Origin of the sequence: Streptomyces sennicomposti (assembly GCF_019890635.1) — a bacterium.
GTDB lineage: Bacteria > Actinomycetota > Actinomycetes > Streptomycetales > Streptomycetaceae > Streptomyces > Streptomyces sennicomposti.
Genome location: NZ_JAIOAB010000011.1, coordinates 70,765 through 86,652, shown reverse-complemented (window position 1 = coordinate 86,652; position 15,888 = coordinate 70,765). Strand labels below are relative to the sequence as shown.

The 15,888-nt window shown below is 74.6% G+C and carries 14 protein-coding genes and 1 pseudogene; 7 read left to right on the top strand and 8 right to left on the bottom strand.

The annotated features are described in order from the left end of the window. Positions 1–3 precede the first annotated feature (3 nt). Entirely contained in the window at positions 4–735 is a 732-nt protein-coding gene (kbpA, locus tag K7787_RS09460) for an AfsK-binding protein KbpA (protein ID WP_009189164.1), read from the bottom strand. A gap of 134 nt (positions 736–869) precedes the next feature. On the opposite strand from kbpA, the gene K7787_RS09455 reads away from it, so the two are divergent. After that, positions 870–1,505 carry a TetR family transcriptional regulator gene (locus tag K7787_RS09455; RefSeq protein WP_009189165.1) on the top strand — a complete coding sequence of 212 codons (636 nt, stop codon included), beginning with the start codon at positions 870–872 and terminating at the stop codon, positions 1,503–1,505. A gap of 198 nt (positions 1,506–1,703) precedes the next feature. After that, positions 1,704–2,375 (top strand): pyridoxine/pyridoxamine 5'-phosphate oxidase, encoded by a 672-nt coding sequence (locus K7787_RS09450; RefSeq protein WP_223001107.1) that lies wholly within the window; start codon positions 1,704–1,706, stop codon positions 2,373–2,375. Between the two features lie 88 nt (positions 2,376–2,463). Here the strand turns inward: K7787_RS09450 and K7787_RS09445 are convergent, their stop codons facing one another. Together K7787_RS09445 and K7787_RS09440 are read right to left on the bottom strand one after the other, a co-directional pair. Continuing rightward, entirely contained in the window at positions 2,464–3,327 is an 864-nt protein-coding gene (locus K7787_RS09445; protein ID WP_223001106.1) for a GNAT family N-acetyltransferase, read from the bottom strand. A 418-nt stretch (positions 3,328–3,745) separates the two neighbouring features. After that, complete coding sequence (locus K7787_RS09440; RefSeq protein ID WP_223001105.1) at positions 3,746–4,357, bottom strand: GNAT family N-acetyltransferase; 612 nt, start codon at positions 4,355–4,357, stop codon at positions 3,746–3,748. 154 nt (positions 4,358–4,511) lie between these two features. Between K7787_RS09440 and K7787_RS09435 the strand changes: the two genes are divergently transcribed. Further along, positions 4,512–5,738: a flavin-containing monooxygenase gene (locus K7787_RS09435; RefSeq protein ID WP_223001104.1), complete on the top strand. Its 1,227-nt coding sequence runs from the start codon at positions 4,512–4,514 to the stop codon at positions 5,736–5,738. 318 nt (positions 5,739–6,056) lie between these two features. Here the strand turns inward: K7787_RS09435 and K7787_RS09430 are convergent, their stop codons facing one another. Then, on the bottom strand, positions 6,057–7,373 hold the full coding sequence (locus tag K7787_RS09430; RefSeq protein ID WP_223001103.1) for an MFS transporter: 1,317 nt from the start codon (positions 7,371–7,373) through the stop codon (positions 6,057–6,059). Positions 7,374–7,444: 71 nt separating this feature from the next. Here K7787_RS09430 and K7787_RS09425 point away from each other — a divergent pair, with 71 nt between their 5' ends. Together K7787_RS09425 and K7787_RS09420 are read left to right on the top strand one after the other, a co-directional pair. Then, positions 7,445–8,431 (top strand): GlxA family transcriptional regulator, encoded by a 987-nt coding sequence (locus K7787_RS09425; protein ID WP_223001102.1) that lies wholly within the window; start codon positions 7,445–7,447, stop codon positions 8,429–8,431. A 213-nt stretch (positions 8,432–8,644) separates the two neighbouring features. Continuing rightward, complete coding sequence (locus K7787_RS09420; RefSeq protein ID WP_223001101.1) at positions 8,645–9,448, top strand: serine hydrolase; 804 nt, start codon at positions 8,645–8,647, stop codon at positions 9,446–9,448. Between the two features lie 849 nt (positions 9,449–10,297). Here the strand turns inward: K7787_RS09420 and K7787_RS09415 are convergent. The 3 genes from K7787_RS09415 to K7787_RS09405 all read right to left on the bottom strand — a co-directional run bounded on the left by K7787_RS09415 (position 10,298) and on the right by K7787_RS09405 (position 12,486). Beyond that, on the bottom strand, positions 10,298–10,816 hold the full coding sequence (locus tag K7787_RS09415) for an ATP-binding protein (RefSeq protein WP_223001128.1): 519 nt from the start codon (positions 10,814–10,816) through the stop codon (positions 10,298–10,300). 500 nt (positions 10,817–11,316) lie between these two features. Next, on the bottom strand, positions 11,317–11,829 hold the full coding sequence (locus tag K7787_RS09410) for an EF-hand domain-containing protein (protein ID WP_009189173.1): 513 nt from the start codon (positions 11,827–11,829) through the stop codon (positions 11,317–11,319). A gap of 288 nt (positions 11,830–12,117) precedes the next feature. Next, positions 12,118–12,486 (bottom strand): STAS domain-containing protein, encoded by a 369-nt coding sequence (locus K7787_RS09405; RefSeq protein WP_169439001.1) that lies wholly within the window; start codon positions 12,484–12,486, stop codon positions 12,118–12,120. Between the two features lie 377 nt (positions 12,487–12,863). Here K7787_RS09405 and K7787_RS09400 point away from each other — a divergent pair, with 377 nt between their 5' ends. Together K7787_RS09400 and K7787_RS09395 are read left to right on the top strand one after the other, a co-directional pair. Next, the gene (locus K7787_RS09400; protein WP_009189175.1) at positions 12,864–13,448 is read left to right on the top strand and encodes a sigma-70 family RNA polymerase sigma factor; all 585 of its coding nucleotides are present in this window, start codon (positions 12,864–12,866) and stop codon (positions 13,446–13,448) included. A 41-nt stretch (positions 13,449–13,489) separates the two neighbouring features. Further along, a pseudogene (locus K7787_RS09395) lies at positions 13,490–14,635 on the top strand (zf-HC2 domain-containing protein); the annotation flags it as partial. A gap of 224 nt (positions 14,636–14,859) precedes the next feature. Here K7787_RS09395 and purU read toward each other — a convergent pair. Next, positions 14,860–15,744, bottom strand: a complete 885-nt coding sequence (gene purU, locus K7787_RS09390; RefSeq protein ID WP_009189177.1) for a formyltetrahydrofolate deformylase — start codon at positions 15,742–15,744, stop codon at positions 14,860–14,862. Positions 15,745–15,888 lie beyond the last annotated feature (144 nt).

The window sequence follows — 15,888 nt, the reverse complement described above, 5'->3', positions numbered from 1 at the left end:
GCCTCACCTCTCCAGTACGGCGAAGGACGCCCCCTGATTGTCCACGACGACGGCGGCGGTGCCGTAGGAGGTCTCGAAGGGCGGCACCTGCACCCGCCCGCCCAGCGCGACCGCCGCGTCCAGCGCCTCGCCGGCCCGCTCGACCCGGAAGTGGACGAGGAAGTGGGGCGGCATCTCGGCCGGGAAGACGTCGCAGACGGGGGCGCGGCCGAAGTCTGGGCGGGCGCCGGGGCCGAAGAGGGCGTCGTGGAAGAGGGAGCCGTAGAAGGTGTTCGCGGCCTCGGTGTCGCGGGTGTAGAGCTGCGCCCAGGCGAAGGCGCCGGGCTCGTGACGGCGGCCGAAGCCCGCGCGGCCGGCCGGCTGCCACAGGCCGAAGACGGCGCCCTCGGGGTCGGCGGCCAGGACGGCCGTGCCGAGCCCGCCCACGTTCGCCGCCGGGGCGACGATCCGCCCGCCCCCGGCGACGATCCGCCCGGCCAGCGCCTCGGGGTCGGGGGCGGCGAAGTACACCGTCCAGACGGTGGGCATCCGGCCGTCCGTCTTCGGCGTGAGCGCGGCCACCGGTTCGCCGTCCAGCCGGGCCAGCACGGAGCGGCCGTACGCGGCCTGACCGTCCTCGAAGTCCCATCCGAAGAGCTGACCGTAGAAACGTTTGCCCGCCGCCACGTCGGGGAGCTGCGCGTCCACCCAGCACGGGACGCCTTCGGTGTACGCGGATGCCCTGTTTTCGGCCATGCCGTCAAAGTAACCGGCTCACCCGCAGCCCGCAGACCAGGCACACCAGCCTCGATCGGCCCCCGCACCCCATTTGCAGTCGGCCGAATCGCGCTCCCATCACCCCTCGGTAAGCTGACGACATGACAGGACAAGTGCGTACCGTCGACGGCCGCGTGGCCGGGCGGCGTGGGCAGGCGACTCGGCAGAAGCTGCTCGACTGCCTCAGCGACATGCTCAGCTCTTCTCCCTACCGGGACGTCAAAGTCATCGACGTCGCCCGCAAGGCGGGCACTTCGCCCGCGACCTTCTACCAGTACTTCCCGGACGTCGAGGGCGCCGTCCTGGAGATCGCCGAGCAAATGGCGGCCGAGAGCGCCGATTTGACCGACCTGGTGCGGGACCGCTCCTGGGTCGGCAAGGCCGGCTGGCAGACGGCGCAGGAACTCGTGGACGGATTCCTGGAGTTCTGGCGGCGCAACGACGCGATCCTGCGCGTCGTGGACCTCGGCGCGGCCGAGGGCGACAAGCGCTTCTACAAGCTGCGGATGAAGATCCTGAACTCCGTGAACAGTTCCCTCGCGGATTCGGTTGCCGAACTCCAGTCCAAGGGCAAGATCGACAAGGACGTGAACCCGGCCGCGATCGCCGGTTCCCTCGTCGCGATGCTCGCCGCGGTCGCCTCGCACCAGAAGGGCTTCTCCTCCTGGGGTGTGAAGCAGGCCGAACTCAAGCCGAACCTCGCTCTGTTGGTGCACCTGGGCATGACCGGCAAGAAGCCGAGCAGATAACCGGCAGCCGGTACGGCGCCGGTCCCCCGGCCACAAGTCCTGTCAGGCAGGCGGCGGTTCACCCGAGTGGACCGCCGCCTGTCGCGTTGTACGGCCCCATGGGGTACGGGTCCGGGGTACGGGCCGGCGGCGTACCGGCTCACCGCGTACGGCCCTCCCGGGCGGCCGTCGCCGCGCCGCGGCGCCGATACTCGGGGCATGGACACGGATCTCCAGGAGCTGCTGAAGTCGCTGCGGGTGTGGGACCCCGAGGTCACCACGCTGCCCGGCCTCGACCCCGCCGCCGCCCCCGACGCGCCCCTCCCCCTCTTCGCCGCGTGGCTCGGCGAGGCCGCCGCGGCCGGTGAGCGCGAGCCGCACACGATGTCGCTGGCGACGGCCGACGAGGAGGGTCGCCCGGACGTCCGCATCGTGATGCTGCACGGCGCCGACGCCGCCGGCTGGGCCTTCGCCACCCACGCCGACAGCCGCAAGGGGCGGCAGCTGGCCGCCCGCCCGCACGCGGCCCTCGCCTTCTACTGGCCGGTGCTCGGCCGCCAGGTCCGGGTCCGCGGCCCGGTCGCCACCGCCCCGTCCGAGCAGGCGCGGGCGGATCTGCGGATGCGGTCCACCGGCGCCCTCGCCGCCGCCCTCACCGGCCGCCAGAGCCAGGTCCTCGGCTCGCTGGAGGAACTGGCCGAGGCCTCCGGGGCGGCCTGGGAGCGGGCCGGCGCGGAACCGGACGCCGAGGCCCCGACCTGGACGCTGTACCGCCTGCGGCCCACCGAGGTCGAGTTCTTCCAGGGCGACGCCCGCCGCCGCCACGTACGCCTGCGCTACCGGCGGGACGGGGAGGACACCGCCTGGACCCGGGAACTGCTGTGGCCGTGAGGCCGGGCCGCGCCTCCCGGGGCCGCCGCTCCTCGGGTCCGCCCGGCTCGTCCGGTCCGTCCGCTCTCCCGTCCGTCCACCGGGCCGCTCACTCGAACGCGTACCGGGCGAAGTCCGTCACCGGGCGGTAACCGAGGTGCTGGTAAAGGCCGTTGCTGGTGGGGTTGGCGAGGTCGGTGAAGAGCAGGACCTCCGCCGCCCCCGCGTCCACCGCGGCCCGGCTCACCGCCGCGGTGACGGCCCCGGCGTATCCGCGTCCACGAAGGTGGGCGGGGGTGTAGACGGCGTTCACCCGGATCTGCCCGGCGACCTTCGGGGACAGCCCGGCCATGGCGGCGGGGGCGCCGTCCGGGGTCTGCCAGAGCAGGATGTCGCCGCGCCGGGCGCGCTCGCGGGCCCAGTCCGCCGCGGGCCGGACGGCGCTCTCGCCGATGGCGGTGTGGAACTCCCCGTACCACCGCGCCAGCAGCTCGCGGTCGCCCTCGCCCGCCGGCCGCGCGCGTCCCGGCGGCGCCGGGCGGGGCACGGTCAGCTCGCCGAGCCGGTAGAGCCGCATCCGCCGGTCGAGGACGGCGCCCGCGCCGGTACGGCGCTGCCAGGCCGCGGCGAACGCGGCGGCGGTGTCTCGGTCGGCGTTGACGCCCGGCAGCTCCTGGCCCGCCCCGGCCAGCTGACCGGCGAGCGCGTCGGCCTCCCGCTCGGTCAGGGCGGTGAGCATCAGCGGATGCGGCGGGGTGCGGAAGAAGGCCGCCCGCACCCCGGTCACGCCGTCGCCGCGCAGGACGCCGAACTCGGGCGCCCGGTCGCCGTAGAGGCGGAGCCCGCCGGTGCGCAGATTCTCCGTGACGGTCAGGGGGACGGTGTGCCGCGCAGGACGCGAGCGCAGGAACTCCCCCGCTCGCGCGAGGAAGTCGTCCAGATCGGTGGTGAGGTACCAGTCGTCGGAGGGCATGCCCCATGGTTCCGCGCGGCGCACGAAGACGCCCGCGATTTTCCCCGCCGCCTCGGCTGACCGAGTCCCGCCTGCCGGCCCGGGGCCGATCCCGTCCACCGCCCCGAGGCCGCCCCCGGCCCGAGTCCGACTGCCGGCCCAGCCCGGCCACCGGTCCGACGCCGGGACCGGCTCGAAACCGGGACCCGCTCCGAACCGAGACTCACTGGGGGCCGAGACCAGCTCGGACCGCTCGCCGCTGAGCGTCTCCACCCTCTCGTCGACAGCCCGCTCCAGGGGCCCCGCACTCGCTTCCGGCTCAGCCCCGCCGCCTCAGCGACCCAGGTCCGCCCCAGACCGGGGCCGGAACCCGGCTGCGTGTCCGTCACCGGGCCGGGGCCTGCTGCCGGCCCGAGGCCGGGTTCAGGCCCGCGTCCGGCTACCGGGTCGGGGCCTCGTCCGGGTCCGGGTCCGTCGTCAGGCGGGCGTGCAGGTGGCAGTCGCGGAAGGCGTCGTGGCGGGCCTCCTCCCACATCGCGCCGCGCTGGGTCCCCTCGTAGCGGTACCCGCACCGCTCGGCGACGCGGCAGGACGCCTCGTGGCCGAGGGCGTGGCCCAACTCGATGCGGTGCAGGGCGAGTTCCTCGAAGGCCCAGCGGGTGGCGAGCTTCAGCGCCCGGGTGGCGACGCCGTGGCCGCGCGCCTCGGGCAGGACCCAGTAGCCGATCCGCCCGCATCGCATGGTGCGGCTGATGACGTGCACGCCGACGTGGCCCAGGATCGCGCCGGTCTTCTCGTCGGTGACGCACAGGGGCATGCCGGTGCCGTCGGTGGCCTCCACGACGTGGGAGGTGAGGGACTCGCGGGCGTCGGCGAGGTCGCGTTCCATGATCAGCGGGGTGTTCCAGCGCCGGAACTCCGGGTCGGAGCGCCCGCGCAGCCAGCTGTGCACGTCGTCCTCGGAGTGCCGGTCCCACAGGCGCAGCCGGAGTCCGTGCCCCCGCAGGTCGAGGGTGCTCCGGGCGAAGGACTGCTCACGTATGTCGGCCATCGGGTCATTGTGGCCGAGTCCCGTCACGGTCACGGAGGCACGGGGCGCCGAAGTGGTGGGTGCGGTACGGCCCGTGGTCACATGTGATCAATCCGCAACCAATTCCGGTCTTGACCGAGACCCATCAACCGGGTGCGTGAATACGCTCCCCCTCATGGCCGACTCCACCCCCACCACTCCGCCCCCTCCGACCGCCCCCTTCGCGCCGGAGCACGCCGACCGCCCCGTCTACGTCGTGGGCGGCGGCCCCGGCGGGCTGGCCGCCGCGTACGCCCTGCGCGCGCGGGGCGTACGCGCCGTCGTCCTGGAGAAGTCCGACCGGGTGGGAGCGTCCTGGCGCGGGCACTACGACCGGCTCCATCTGCACACCACCCGCCGCCTGTCCGCGCTGCCCGGACTGGCGATACCCCGCCGCTTCGGCCGCTGGGTGGCCCGCGACGACCTGGTGCGCTACCTGGAGAAGTACGCCGAGCACCATGAGCTGGAGGTCGTGACCGGCGTCGAGGTCTCCCGGATCGAACGCGCCCCGGACGGCACCGGCTGGCTGCTGCGCGCCACCGGCGGCCGGGAGCTGACCGGCGGCGCGGTGGTCGTCGCCACCGGCCACAACCACACGCCGCGCCTGCCCGACTGGCCCGGCCGTACGGAGTACACCGGCGAGCTGCTGCACGCATCCGCCTACCGCGCCCCCGCTCCGTACGCCGGCCGGGACGTCCTCGTCGTGGGCGCCGGCAACACCGGCGCGGAGATAGCCGTCGATCTGGTGGAGGGCGGCGCCCGGCGCGTACGGCTGGCCGTGCGCACCGTTCCGCACATCGTGCGCCGGTCGACCGCCGGGTGGGCCGCGCAGTACACGGGTGTGCTGTGCCGGCGGCTTCCGGTCGCCCTGGTCGACCGCCTCGCCCGGCCGCTGGCGCGCCTCAGTGTGCCGGATCTGTCGGCGCAGGGGCTGCCGCGCCCGGACACCGGCCTGTACTCGCGGGTGCGCCAGGGGGCGATCCCGGTCCAGGACGTCGGGCTGATCGACGCCGTGCGCACGGGCCGGGTGGAGGTGGTCGCCGCCGTCGAGGCCTTCGAGGGCGGCGAGGTGGTCCTCGCCGACGGCTCCCGGATCGAGCCGGACGCCGTGATCGCGGCGACCGGCTACACCCGCGGCCTCACGGACCTGGTCGGCCATCTCGGGGTGCTGGACGACCGCGGCCGCCCGGTCGCGCACGGCCCCCGCACCCCCGCCGACGCGCCCGGCCTCTACTTCACCGGCTTCACCAACCCCATCAGCGGCATGCTCCGCGAGCTGGCGATCGACGCGGAGCGCATCGCGCGGGCCGTCGCCAAGCGCCACGCGAACCCCCGCACGGGCCTGCCGGGCCAACGGTCCTGACGGACCCGCACCGGTCGGACGGGCCACCGGTCCCGACGTGCCCGCACCGGCCTGCGGGAGCAACGGTCCTGACGGGCCCGCGCCGGCCTGCGAAAGCGACGGTCCTGACGGGCTCGCGCCGGCCTGCCGGGCCGACTGCCGGGCCGGGCCGGACTTCCTGACGGGCCGGACGTCCTGACGGGCCAACTGCCGGGACGGACCGGATGTCCTGACGGGCCGCCCGCGTCCCGCCCAGGGTCGGCCGCGTCCCGCCCGGGGCCCCCGCATCCCGCCCAGGGCCGCCCGTCCTGACGGCGGCCCGCCGCACGCCCCGGCGTGTCACCCCGCGTACGCCGCCGCCGCGGCGGCCGGCCGGCGTCGGATCACCAGCGCCATCAGCGCCGCCGCCGCGCACAGCGCGCCCGAGGCGTACCAGACCGTGTCGTAGGAGCCGAAGGCGTCCCGCGCGACGCCGCCGAGGTAGGCGACGAGGGCGGCGCCGACCTGGTGGGAGGCGAGTACCCAGCCGAACACGATCGCGCTGTCCTCGCCGTACTGCTCCCGGCACAGGGCGAGGGTGGGCGGCACGGTGGCGACCCAGTCGAGGCCGTAGAAGACGATGAAGAAGATCATCGGCGGGTGGACGCTCGGCGCCAGCAGCATCGGCAGGAACAGCAGGGCGACGCCGCGCAGGGCGTAGTACACGGCGAGCAGCCGGCGCGGTTCGAAGCGGTCGGTGAACCAGCCGGAGGCGATCGTGCCGACCACGTCGAAGACGCCGATGACCGCGAGCAGCGAGGCGGCGGCCGTGATGGGCATGCCGTGGTCGTGGGCGGCGGGCACGAAGTGGGTCTGGACCAGGCCGTTGGTGGAGGCTCCGCAGATCGCGAAGGTGCCGGCCAGCAGCCAGAAGGGTCCGGTGCGCACCGCCGAGGACAGCACGGTCAGGGTCCGCCGCGCCGCGCCCCGTACGGGCTCCGGCTTGGGCACGAACTCCGTCGCCCCGTACGGCCGTGCGCCCACGTCGGCGGGGTGGTCGCGCAGCAGCAGCCAGACGAAGGGGACGACGGCGAGGGCCGCGAGCGCCACCGTGACGGCCGCCGGACGCCACCCGTGCGGGGACTGGACGATCCAGGACAGCACCGGCAGGAAGATCAGCTGACCGGAGGCGGAGGCGGCGGTGAGGATGCCGCTGACCAGGCCGCGCCGCTCGGTGAACCAGCGGTTGGTGACCGTGGCCGCGAAGGCCAGCGCCATCGAGCCCGAGCCGAGACCGACCAGCAGGCCCCAGCACAGCCACAGCTGCCAGGCGGCGGTCATCCACACGGTCAGCCCGGAGCCGACCGCGATCACGGTGAGCGCGACGGCGACCACCTTGCGGATGCCGAACCGGTCCATCAGCGCGGCGGCGAACGGCGCGGTCAGCCCGTACAGGGCGAGGTTGATCGAGACGGCCGCGCCGATCGTGCCGCGCGACCAGCCGAACTCCGCGTGCAGCGGGTCGATGAGCAGGCCGGGCAGGGAGCGGAAGGCCGCCGCGCCGATGATCGTGACGAAGGTGACGGCGGCGACGAACCAGGCGCGGTGCACCGTGATGCGGCGGCGCCGGAGCGGTTCTTCCACGACGTCGGGTGCGGGTTCGGTTGTCTGGGTCACGCCATAGAGCTTCCGTCGTGCGCGCGTTCCCAACGAGTGGCCCGAAGGACAGCATTCGCTAGGATCGGGCCATGGACTCGTTCCGGCCGCACCGCGTCGCCGTCCTCGCCCTCGACGGGCTGCTCCCCTTCGAGCTGGGCATCCCGCACCGGATCTTCGGCCGGCCCACCGACGCCGAGGGGCGGCTGCTGTACGACGTCGTGACCTGTTCGGTACGGCCGCCGGGCCCGGTGGCCACGGACGCCGACTTCTCGATCGACGTCGCGCACGGGCCTCAGGCGCTGGCCGGCGCCGACACGGTGATCGTCCCGGCCTCCTACGAGCTGGGGCCGGTCTTCGAGGAGGGGCGGCTGACCGAGGACCTGGCCGCCGCCCTCGCGCTGATCCGGCCCGGCACCCGGCTCGCCTCGATCTGCACGGGCGCGTACGTGCTCGCCGCCGCCGGATACCTGGACGGCCGCCCCGCGACCATTCACTGGGCGGACGCCGGCCGCTTCCAGCGGCTGTTCCCGCGGGTCAAGGTGGACGCGGACGTGCTGTTCGTCGACGACGGCGACGTGCTGACCTCGGCGGGCGTGGCGGCCGGGATCGACCTGTGCCTGCACATGGTGCGCCGCGACCACGGCACCGCCGTCGCCAACGACGTGGCCCGCCGCACGGTCGTGCCCCCGCACCGCGACGGCGGGCAGGCGCAGTACATCGCCCGTCCGGTGCCCGACCCGCAGCTGGCCACCACGGCCACCGCCCGCGCCTGGGCGCTGGAGCGGCTGCACGAACCGATCCAGCTGCGCGACATGGCCGAGCGGGAGGCCATGTCGGTACGGACGTTCGCCCGGCGGTTCCGGGAGGAGGTCGGGGTGAGCCCGGGTCAGTGGCTCACCCGGCAGCGGATCGAACGGGCCCGGCACCTGCTGGAGTCGACGGACCTGTCCATGGACCGGGTGGCACGGGACGCGGGCTTCGGCACGGCGCAGTCGATGCGGCAGCACCTCATGGCGGCGCTCGGAGTGACCCCGACCGCCTACCGGCGCACGTTCCGGGTGGGCGGGGCGGTGTAGGGGCGGGGCAGGGCGGTATAGGGGCAGGGCAGGAGCGGGGGCGAGGACGAGGGGGCGTTTCACGGCCGGGCCGTCGCCTATGGCTCTTCTCACAATTCGGGCGTATGCCGGTTTTCGGTGATGACGGTCACCTCCCCGGCCAGCCGTTTTACCTATGTTCGTCTCCGGGTCGTCCGATCCCTCGCCCCCGCCACGAACAGGGCCTTCTCGACCATGCTGAATCGCTTGCGCTCGGTGCCGCGTCCGAGGACCGGCGCCCTTCTCGTCTCCGCCGCCGTGCTGCTGTCCGCCAGCGCCCTGGGCGCCGCCGCACCGGCGCACGCCGAGGACGCCTCCCGGGTGACCGCGGCGGTGCTCCCGCTGGACGGCGCCCGGCAGCAGCCCGTCGTCTACGGCGACGACTCCCCCTACGACACCGCCAGCATCGTCAAGGTGGACATCCTCGCGACGGCGCTGCTCCAGGCGCAGGACGCGGGGCGGTCCCTCACCGCGCAGGAGCGCGCCTGGGCCGAGCCGATGATCCGCGAGAGCGACAACGCGGCGGCGAACGCCCTGTGGCGGCAGATCGGCCGCGCACCGGGCCTGGCCGCGGCGAACAAGCGGCTCGGGCTGACCGAGACCCAGGGCGGCCCCGGCGCCAAGTGGGGGCTGACCCGGACCACGGCGAGCGACCAGATACGGCTGCTGCGCGCGGTGTTCGACCCGCCGAAGACGGCCCCGGCCGCGCTGAACGAGACCTCCCGGACCTACCTCCGCACCCTGATGAACAGCGTGGACGACGAACAGGCCTGGGGCGTCTCGGCGGCCGGCTCGGCCTCGGGCACGGCCCTGAAGAACGGCTGGCTGCAGCGGAGCACGACCGGGCTGTGGGACGTGAACAGCGTCGGCCGGATCACCGTCGGCGGGCACCGCTACCTGGTGGCGGTCCTGTCGGCCGGCAACGCGTCGATGGACGACGGCGTCTCCCTGGTCCAGCGGACGGCACGGACGGCCGTGTCCTCGGCGGCGGGACGATAACGGGACCGGGTCCTAGTTCGAGGCCGAGGCGGAGGCCGAGGCGAGGGCGGTCGAGGGCGCACGGAGTTGTCCACAGCCTGTGGAGAAGTCGGCGCGAGCCTCGGCACCGGCCAGCGAGGCGGGTCCGGGTCCCGAACGGCGGCGCGAGCCCCGGCACCGGACAGCGAGGCGAGTCCGGGTCCCGAACGGCGGCGCGAGCCCGGGCACCGAACGGCGAGGCGAGCCCCGGTCCCGAACGGCGGGACGAGCCCCGGCACCGAACGGCGGGACGAGCCCGGGTCCCGGACGGCGGCGCGAGCCCCGGTCCCGGACGGCGGGGCGAGCCCAGGCGCCGGGCGGCGCGGGGCGAGTCCGGGTGGCGGCGCGCCCATGCCCGCCCCGAGCACGGCACCGCGCGCCGCCATCCGGCTCCGGCGCACCGACCCCACCCCCCTCGGTCCTGACGGGACCGGTCGGCGCCGACCTCACGACTCACACTCGCCGAGGCCTCGGCACACGGAGCCTCCGGTGGCCCGGAGTTCGGCGTGCGGCCCTCGGCGTCCCCTCACGGCGAATCGCTGCCACAAGCGTGATCAAACGGACACGGCACGTCAACAGCCGTTCGGCGGTATGCCCGTTATGCGGGGCTCGCAACGGCCGCGCACGGAAGCACCCCCCGGCGCACGGCCCTCACCCGGACCGGCACACTCGGCGCACGGCCGCCCCCAGGACAAGCGTCGGCGCCCTCGGCGCACGGCCGTCCTCGGGGCAGGCGTCGACTCCCTCCGGCGCACGGCCGCAACCCGGACCGCACCGCCAACTCCTGTGAGCCGCAAGCGACGTGGGGACCGCGGCCCGTACACCCGTCCCTCACACCGCCTCGAAGGCCAGCCCTTCGTACGTCGGCCCGTCGAGCCCCGACGTCCCGGCCGGCACCGCGGCGCCGCCCGCCGGGAGCCGGTCGCCGCAGGAGGCCGGGGCGGCCTTCTCCGCGACGGCCGGTGCGCAGCGGTCGAGTTCGCACCAGATCCGCTTGCCGGCGCCCTCCGCGCTCCACCCCCACCGGTCGGCGAGGCCGTCCACCAGGGCCAGGCCCCGCCCGCCGGTGGCGTCGTCGTCCGCGCAGCGCGGCACGGGCGCCCGGGTGCTGGCGTCGGCCACCTCCAGCCGCACGGTGGCCGCCTCGGCCGCCGTGCCGGGCAGACAGAGCCGTAGCACGGCCGGACAGCCGGTGTGCACCACGGCGTTGGTGACCAGCTCGGAGACGAGCAGGACCAGGGTCTCGGCGAGCGGCTCGTCGGCCGCTATCCCCGACCCGGCCAGCCGGGAACGGGCCCATCTGCGGGCCCGCCCCACTTCCGCGGGGTCGGGCCGGATCTCCAGCTGCACTTGAAGCACCTGCACCGCTCACACCATCCGAACCGGCGGACCCATGACCCCGCGCCGTGCGAGGGCCACGATCGTAGCCATTTTCTGCATGGCCAGAACAACGACCAGAGCAAGCGTCACGGACTGTGACTCCCATGCGAGACAGCATGGTTGACGTACCGTCACCGCAACAAGCGCTTCGGGCATATTCCCGCGCGAAGGAGTACTCGTGCGGCATACTGTGCGACGCTCATCGCGGGGAGTCGAACAGGTGGGCAGCACACGCCGCCCGACCTCGCAAGCAGCCGCACGCACCGCCCTGTCCGGAGCCGCCCCTGGGACGACGCCGGGACGGCCGGTCCGCGGAGCCACTCGCACCCGACCCAAGGTACCGGAGCGGACCGGCGACTCCGGGACGTGACGGGTGGCGCGGGGCGGACAACTCGACAACTACCCTCCGTAGCCGCGCTCCGCCACGATCCGCAGCGCGGTCCACGGCGGCCGGGGGAGCCCCGGCCCGGTCACTCGGTGACGGTGAAGTAGCGGGCCAGCGCGGGGACGACGTCCTGCTCGCCGATCCGGTCGTCGCCGTCGGCGTCGAGCGCGGCGGCGGTGGCCCGCGCGGTCTGCTCGGACACGCCGAGGGCCCTGAGCGCGCGGGCGGTGTCCGCGACGGTGGCGGCCCCGTCGTCGTCGGTGTCCGCGACGGCCAGGGCGGCGTGCAGGAAGGGTCGGGCGATCTCGGCGAACCGCTCGGGGTTGTCGCGCAGCCGCTTGACCGCGCCGGTCACGAACTCCTGGCGGGTGATGCGCTGGTCGCCGTCGGCGTCGGCGATCCCGGCCATGCCCTGCCAGAAGGCCTCCGCCCCGCCGTACAGGGCCTGGCCCTTGTCGCAGCGGGCGGTGACGCCGAACTCGCCGAGCAGCGCCTTGGCCGCCACGTTGAAGTCCTCGCGGTCGATCCAGCCGTTGCCGTCCTGGTCGAGGGTGGCGAACCGGTCCCCGATCCTGCGTTCGTACTCGCTGCTCACCATGTCTTTTCGGCCGCCTCACGTGTGGGGGTGCGTCTGGCTGGGAGCGTATGACGCCGGACGCCCGCGGGAGGCCGGAAAGCGGCCGTTGTGCCGACTCCGGGCTAATTCCGGGACACGGGTACTACAACTCCGGGTGACACGGGACTGCGACTCCGGGTGACACGGGTACGGCGACTCCGGGTGACACGGGTACGGCGACTCCGGGTGACACGGGTACGCGCGACTCCGGGTGCCGTGACCCGGGTGGGCCGGGGGTGTCGCGACCCGGGCGGACGCGGTGCGGGCGCGCTACGCGGACAGCGGTTCCTCGTCGACCGCCGAGGCCAGGTCGGGGCGCACGTCGAAGAGGCGGCGCACGCCGAGCGCGCCGAGGACGCGGTTGACGTGGGAGCCCTCCTCGGCGCCGCCGGCCGGCAGGAGCAGCCGCAGCCGGCCCTGGCAGGAGCGGATCAGCCGGCGGGCGGCGATGAGCACGCCGACGCCGCTGGAGTCGCAGAAGAAGACCTCCGAGAGGTCCAGCACGAGATCGTGGCGGCCCTGCGCCACCACGTCGTGGACCCGCTGGCGCAGCACCGGTGAGGTCACCAGGTCCAGTTCGCCGGCGACGTGGAGCACGCTCCACCCGCCCTGTTCGTCGCCGGTCACCTTGAACACCACGGCCCGCCCTCCGCTCGCCGGATCTTCCCCGGAACCGCCCGGAAACGGAGCCAGTTCCTACGTTTCTTTCCGCGCGGCTGCCCAGCGGCCGTTCCCCCAAACACCGCACGTCAAACCGGCCTTGTTCATCAACGGATTCATTTCGGTCAACTCCGGTCGCGTTCGGTCGGAATTGGTCCCCCGGTGCGGGGGTAGACGCGACAGAACGAGAAAACGCCCTCTACCACCTGCGGCTTGTCGGGGGGCGCACATTGGCACAAAGGGGCGTGCGGCCCCGTACGTGCCGACTACATTCGGAAGGACCGGACGGACAGGGTGGAAACCGGCGACGGACCGGGACACGGGCGCGGCAGGGCGCCGGGCGCGGAGGGGGCCGCATGGCGAAGAAGGACGCACCGCCCCGCTGGGACAGCGGGATGCAGCAACGGCTCGCCCGCGGCGAGGCCGCCGCTCTCGGCGAGCTGTACGACCGGTTCGCCTCCCTCGTGCACGGCCTCGCCCACCGCGTGCTCGGCGACGAACAGGGCGCCGACGCCGTCACCCGCGAGGTGTTCGCCCACGTCTGGCAGCACCCCGACGCCTACGACCCGCGCCAGGGCCCCCTGCGCACCTGGGTGGCGACGCTGACCCACCGGCTGGCCGTGCAGCGGCTGCGCGCCCTCGGCGCCGCCGCCCTGACCGACGGCGGCGAGGGCTCGCCCGAGGAACTGGAGCACCGGGTGCGCCGCGCCTCCGTCGCCGCCCGCGCCGACTTCATCGTCCACTCCATGCCCGCGCCGCTGCGCGCCGCCCTGGAGCTGGCCTACTTCCAGCGCCGCGACTACCGGCAGACCGCCGCCGACCTCGGCGTCACCGAGGACGAGGCCCGCCGCCGGCTCCGCCTCGGCCTCCAGCTGCTGGCCACCGCCCACGACTCGGCCGGCCCCGGCGCGCCGCCACCGGGATACGGGGGCGCGGCATGAGCGGACGGACCCGGCCGGAGCGGCGGCCGGCGCGACGAGAGGACGCGGGCGGCCCCGTGCCGGCACACGACGTCCTGAAGTCGCTCCTCGGGGCGTGGGCGCTGGCCGCCTGCTCGCCCCGGGAGGCGGCGGCCGTGGAGGAGCACCTCGGCGGCTGCGGCGACTGCGCCGAGGAGGCGCTGCGGCTGCGGGCTGCGGTCGGCCTGCTGCACCCGCCCGAGAGCCTCGACCTGGACCCCGGCCTGCGCACCCGGGTCCTGGAAAGCTGTCTGGAACGGCGCCCGGCGCGCATCCCGGTGCCCGCGTGGGCGGCGCCCTACGACGCGGAGACCGCGCGCCTGGACGCGCTGCTCCAGGACATCCGCGACCCCGATTGGCACGCGCCGGTGCGGCTGCGCTGGTTCGAGGGCGAGTCGGCGGCCAGCCGCCGGACCACCGTCGCGGGGGTCATCGCGCATCTGATGAGCGTGGACGGGCTGGTCGCGGCGGCGCTCGGCCTGGCCGACCCGCTCGCGGACACCCCGGCCGACCCGCCCACGCCGACGGCGCGCACCGAGGCGTACTGGCGGGCCGCGCACTGCCCGCCGACCCGCTCCGTACGGACGCCCTGGCGCAGCCAGACGCACGCGCTGGTGCGCACGGTGTCCCGGGCCGACGGGACCGAGCCCGCCGACGCCGTCGGCCCGGAGAAGGCGACGGTGCCGTACGGCGGCTTCGAACTGCCGCTGCGGGACGCGCTGCTGGACCGGGCCTTCGAGTGCTGGGTGCACGCCGAGGACATCGCCGACGCGGTGGACTACCCCTACGACCCGCCGGCCCCGCGCCATCTGCACGGGATGATCGACCTGGCCGCCCGGATGCTGCCGGGGGTGCTGGCCGAGCGGCGGCGGGCCGGACTGGCCGCACCGGGCCGGGCCCGGCACCTGGTGACCGCGGGCGCGCCGGGGCGCAGTCTGCGGCTGGAGATCGAGGGCTCGGGCGGCGGGCAGTGGCTGATACCGCTCGACTCGCCCGGCGCGGTGGGCTCCGCGGACCACGAGGTGGCCCATGTGGCGCTGGACGGCGTGGAGTTCTGCCATCTGGCGGCCGGCCACATCGCCCCGCGCGAGGCGGCCGCGGGCCAGACCGGCGACCGCGACGCGATCAGGGACGTCCTGTACGCGGCGGCATCGCTGAGCCGGATGTAACCGGCGACGGGTCCGCCCCGCGCCGTCGGCCGCCCTCGGCTGGTCAGGCGTCCTCGGCCGTCAGGCGTCCTCGGCTGGTCAGGCGCCCTCGGCCGGCCGGGCGTCCCCAGCCGATCGGGCGTCCCCAGCCGGTCAGGCGTCCCCAGCCGGTCAGGCGCCCTCGGCCGGCCAGGCGCCCGCCGTCAGGCACAGCGGCTCAGGCGTCGCGGCTCAGGCGTCGCGGCTCAGGCGAAGACCACCGTGCGGCGGCCGTTCAGGAGGATGCGGTGTTCGGCGTGCCACTTCACTGCGCGGGCCAGGGCCTGGCACTCCACGTCGCGGCCGAGGGCGACCAGCTGGTCCGGGGTGACGTCGTGGCCGACCCGCTCGACCTCCTGCTCGATGATCGGGCCCTCGTCGAGGTCGGCGGTCACGTAGTGGGCCGTCGCGCCGATCAGCTTCACGCCCCGCGCGTGCGCCTGGTGGTACGGCTTGGCGCCCTTGAAGCTCGGCAGGAAGGAGTGGTGGATGTTGATGATCCGGCCGCTGAGCTGCTTGCACAGGTCGTCGGAGAGGACCTGCATGTAGCGGGCGAGGACGACGAGTTCGACCTCCTCCTCGCGCACCAGCTCCAGCAGCCGCGCCTCGGCCTCGGCCTTGGTGTCGCGGGTCACCGGGATGTGGTGGAAGGGGATGTCGTAGGAGGCCACCAGCTCGGCGAAGTCGGTGTGGTTGGAGACCACGGCGGCGATCTCGACGGGCAGCGCCCCGATCCGGGCGCGGAAGAGCAGGTCGTTCAGGCAGTGCCCGAACTTGCTGACCATCAGCACGATCCGCATCTTCTCGTCGGCCCGGTGGATCTGCCACTCCATGCCGAAGGAGTCGCCGATCGCCGCGAAGCTGGCCCGCAGCTTGTCCACGGTCACCGGCGACTCGGCGGAGAAGTGGACCCGCATGAAGAACAGTCCCGAGTCCTGGTCGCCGAACTGCTGGCTGTCCACGATGTTGCAGCCGGTCATGAACAGATAGCTCGACACGGCGTGCACGATGCCCTGCTTGTCGGGGCAGGAGAGGGTCAGGACGTACTGGTCGGCCGTGGTCGCGGCGGCTCGGGAGGACTGCTCAGTCATGCGGGACAGGGTCCCACACACCCCGCCCGTCGCGGGAACGCGTCCCGCCGACCGGACGCGCCCCGCAGCCGGCACCGCGGGCCGTACCCGTACCCCGCGCCCCGGCCGCAGGCCCCGCGCCGGGCCGGGCCGGGCCGGGCCGGG

Excerpts from the sequence above, each read along its gene's own strand:
- kbpA (WP_009189164.1), bottom strand. The coding sequence starts at position 735 with ATGGCCGAAAACAGGGCATCCGCGTACACCGAAGGCGTCCCGTGCTGG.
- K7787_RS09450 (WP_223001107.1), top strand. The coding sequence starts at position 1,704 with ATGGACACGGATCTCCAGGAGCTGCTGAAGTCGCTGCGGGTGTGGGAC.
- K7787_RS09445 (WP_223001106.1), bottom strand. The coding sequence starts at position 3,327 with ATGCCCTCCGACGACTGGTACCTCACCACCGATCTGGACGACTTCCTC.
- K7787_RS09440 (WP_223001105.1), bottom strand. The coding sequence starts at position 4,357 with ATGGCCGACATACGTGAGCAGTCCTTCGCCCGGAGCACCCTCGACCTG.
- K7787_RS09435 (WP_223001104.1), top strand. The coding sequence starts at position 4,512 with ATGGCCGACTCCACCCCCACCACTCCGCCCCCTCCGACCGCCCCCTTC.
- K7787_RS09425 (WP_223001102.1), top strand. The coding sequence starts at position 7,445 with ATGGACTCGTTCCGGCCGCACCGCGTCGCCGTCCTCGCCCTCGACGGG.
- K7787_RS09420 (WP_223001101.1), top strand. The coding sequence starts at position 8,645 with ATGCTGAATCGCTTGCGCTCGGTGCCGCGTCCGAGGACCGGCGCCCTT.
- K7787_RS09410 (WP_009189173.1), bottom strand. The coding sequence starts at position 11,829 with ATGGTGAGCAGCGAGTACGAACGCAGGATCGGGGACCGGTTCGCCACC.
- K7787_RS09400 (WP_009189175.1), top strand. The coding sequence starts at position 12,864 with ATGGCGAAGAAGGACGCACCGCCCCGCTGGGACAGCGGGATGCAGCAA.
- purU (WP_009189177.1), bottom strand. The coding sequence starts at position 15,744 with ATGACTGAGCAGTCCTCCCGAGCCGCCGCGACCACGGCCGACCAGTAC.